Here is a 3198-nt window from a genome sequence, read left to right on the forward strand (position 1 = left end):
GAGCACGGCAGCTTCCTTTCCTCGCAGGCAGTTGCCCACCAACTACTTTCGGCGTTAAGAAGCTTAACTTCTGTGTTCGGCATGGGAACAGGTGTATCCTTCTTGCTTTCGCCACCGTACTCTTTTGAGCTTTTACACTCAAAACTAAACATAATCCTTCTCGCAAAAAACCTTCCAGTTTGCTTCGCTTTGGTCAAGTCCTCGACTGATTAGTACTGGTCCGCTCCATCCTTCACAGGACTTCCACTCCCAGCCTATCTACCTCATCGTCTCTGAGGTGTCTTACTGCTTACGCAAAGGAAATCTCATCTTGAGGGGGGCTTCGCACTTAGATGCTTTCAGCGCTTATCCCTTCCGCACATAGCTACCCAGCGATGCTCCTGGCGGAACAACTGGTACACCAGCGGTGCGTCCATCCCGGTCCTCTCGTACTAAGGACAGCTCCTCTCAAATTTCCTACGCCCACGACGGATAGGGACCGAACTGTCTCACGACGTTCTGAACCCAGCTCGCGTGCCGCTTTAATGGGCGAACAGCCCAACCCTTGGGACCGACTTCAGCCCCAGGATGCGACGAGCCGACATCGAGGTGCCAAACCTCCCCGTCGATGTGAACTCTTGGGGGAGATAAGCCTGTTATCCCCAGGGTAGCTTTTATCCGTTGAGTGATGGCCCTTCCATACGGTACCACCAGATCACTAAGTCCTAGTTTCCTACCTGCTCGAGTTGTCTCTCTCGCAGTCAAGCTCCCTTATACCTTTACACTCTGCGAATGATTTCCAACCATTCTGAGGGAACCTTTGAGCGCCTCCGTTACACTTTAGGAGGCGACCGCCCCAGTCAAACTGCCCACCTGACACTGTCCCTGGCCTGGCTTACAAGTCGAGGTTAGAGCATCCTTCAAACAAGGGTAGTATCCCAACATTGCCTCCAATAAGACTAGCGTCCTATCTTCTCTGGCTCCTACCTATCCTGTACATGTTTAAAAGATACTCAATATCAAGCTACAGTGAAGCTCCATGGGGTCTTTCCGTCCTGTCGCGGGTAACCCGCATCTTCACGGGTATTATAATTTCACCGAGTCTCTCGTTGAGACAGTGCCCAAATCATTACACCTTTCGTGCAGGTCGGAACTTACCCGACAAGGAATTTCGCTACCTTAGGACCGTTATAGTTACGGCCGCCGTTTACTGGGGCTTCAATTCAAACCTTCGCTTACGCTAAGCTCTCCTCTTAACCTTCCAGCACCGGGCAGGTGTCAGCCTCTATACGTCATCTTACGATTTTGCAGAGACCTGTGTTTTTGATAAACAGTTGTTTGGGCCTATTCACTGCGGCTAACCAATCTCTTGGCTAGCACCCCTTCTTCCGAAGTTACGGGGTCATTTTGCCGAGTTCCTTAACGAGAGTTCTCTCGCTCACCTTAGTGTTCTCCACTCGACTACCTGTGTCGGTTTGCGGTACGGGTATGTCATCTCTGGCTAGAAGCTTTTCTTGGCAGTGTGATTACCACACCTTCGCTACTTTTAATTCACTCCTCTTCACAACTCGTGTTGCTGGTTAGAAGCATTTGACTCTTAACCGCACTTGTTGCTTGAACATCGTTCCATCGCGATGCGTGCTTCACCTCCTGCGTCCCTCCTTCGCTCTTAACGATTTGACACAGTACAGGAATCTCTACCTGTTATCCATCGACTACGCCTCTCGGCCTTGCCTTAGGTCCCGACTTACCCTGGGCGGACGAGCCTGCCCCAGGAAACCTTAGTCTTTCGGCGGATAGGATTCTCACCTATCTTTCGCTACTCATACCGGCATTCTCACTTCTAAGCGCTCCATTGATCCTCTCGATTCAACTTCTCCGCCCTTAGAACGCTCTCCTACCACGTGCTCTTTAAAACACATCCACAGTTTCGGTACTATGCTTAGCCCCGGTAAATTTTCGGCGCAGCGCCACTCGACTAGTGAGCTATTACGCACTCTTTGAATGATGGCTGCTTCTGAGCCAACGTCCTAGTTGTCTACGCAACTCCACATCCTTTTCCACTTAGCATAGATTTGGGGACCTTAACTGGTGATCTGGGCTGTTTCCCTTTCGACTACGGATCTTATCACTCGCAGTCTGACTCCCGTGTATGGATATCTGGAATTCGTAGTTTATCTGGATTCAGTAACCCCTGACGGGCCCCTAGTCCAAACAGAGCTCTACCTCCATTATCCTCTCCACGAGGCTAGCCCTAAAGCTATTTCGGAGAGAACCAGCTATCTCCAAGTTCGTTTGGAATTTCACCGCTACCCACAACTCATCCCCGCAATTTTTAACTTACGTGGGTTCGGCCCTCCAGTGCGTTTTACCACACCTTCAGCCTGGTCATGGGTAGGTCACTTGGTTTCGGGTCTACGTCACCTAACTTTTCGCCCTATTAAGACTCGCTTTCGCTCCGGCTCCGTCTTTTCTGACTTAACCTCGCTAGATAACGTAACTCGCCGGTTCATTCTACAAAAGGCACGCCATTGCACTTTAATGTGCTTTGACTACTTGTAGACACACGGTTTCAGGTTCTTTTTCACTCCCCTTCCGGGGTTCTTTTCACCTTTCCCTCACGGTACTGGTTCACTATCGGTCACTAACTAGTATTTAGCCTTGCGAGATGGTCCTCGCGGTTTCAACCGGGATTCCTCGTGTCCCGGCCTACTCAGGATTCTGCTAGGCGTGCTTGAGATTTCGCTTACGGGGCTCTCACCCTCTCTGGCTTACCTTCCCAGATAATTCAACTATCTCTTACACTGCCACGTCGCAGTCCTACAACCCCAAATGATAAATCACTTGGTTTGGGCTCTTTCCTCTTCGCTCGCCGCTACTAAGGAAATCGATCTTTCTTTCTCTTCCTGCAGCTACTTAGATGTTTCAGTTCACTGCGTCTTCCTTTGATTAGCTATCTATTCACTAATCAATAATGCATCTCTGCATTGGGTTCCCCCATTCGGATATCTCCGGATCACTGCGTACTTACCGCTCCCCGAAGCTTTTCGTAGTTCGTCACGTCCTTCTTCGGCTGTTAGTGCCTAGGCATTCACCGTGCGCCCTTTTCTACTTGACCTTACTCAAGAATTCTCTTCTCGGTCGCTCTACAATCTGTTCTCTTTGATTGTCTCGGTTTTTTGCTTGGATTATATTCAGTTTTCAATGTACTAGCTCTTT

Annotated in this window: 2 rRNA genes; both read right to left on the minus strand. The window is 49.7% G+C overall.

The annotated features are described in order from the left end of the window. Positions 1-2 precede the first annotated feature (2 nt). Positions 3-119 (minus strand): 5S ribosomal RNA (gene rrf, locus CP352_RS10595). Between the two features lie 70 nt (positions 120-189). Then, positions 190-3097 (minus strand): 23S ribosomal RNA (locus CP352_RS10600). Positions 3098-3198: the final 101 nt, after the last annotated feature.

It is taken from the genome of Lactobacillus sp. UMNPBX1 (genome assembly GCF_002554085.1).
Lineage (GTDB): Bacteria > Bacillota > Bacilli > Lactobacillales > Lactobacillaceae > Lactobacillus > Lactobacillus crispatus.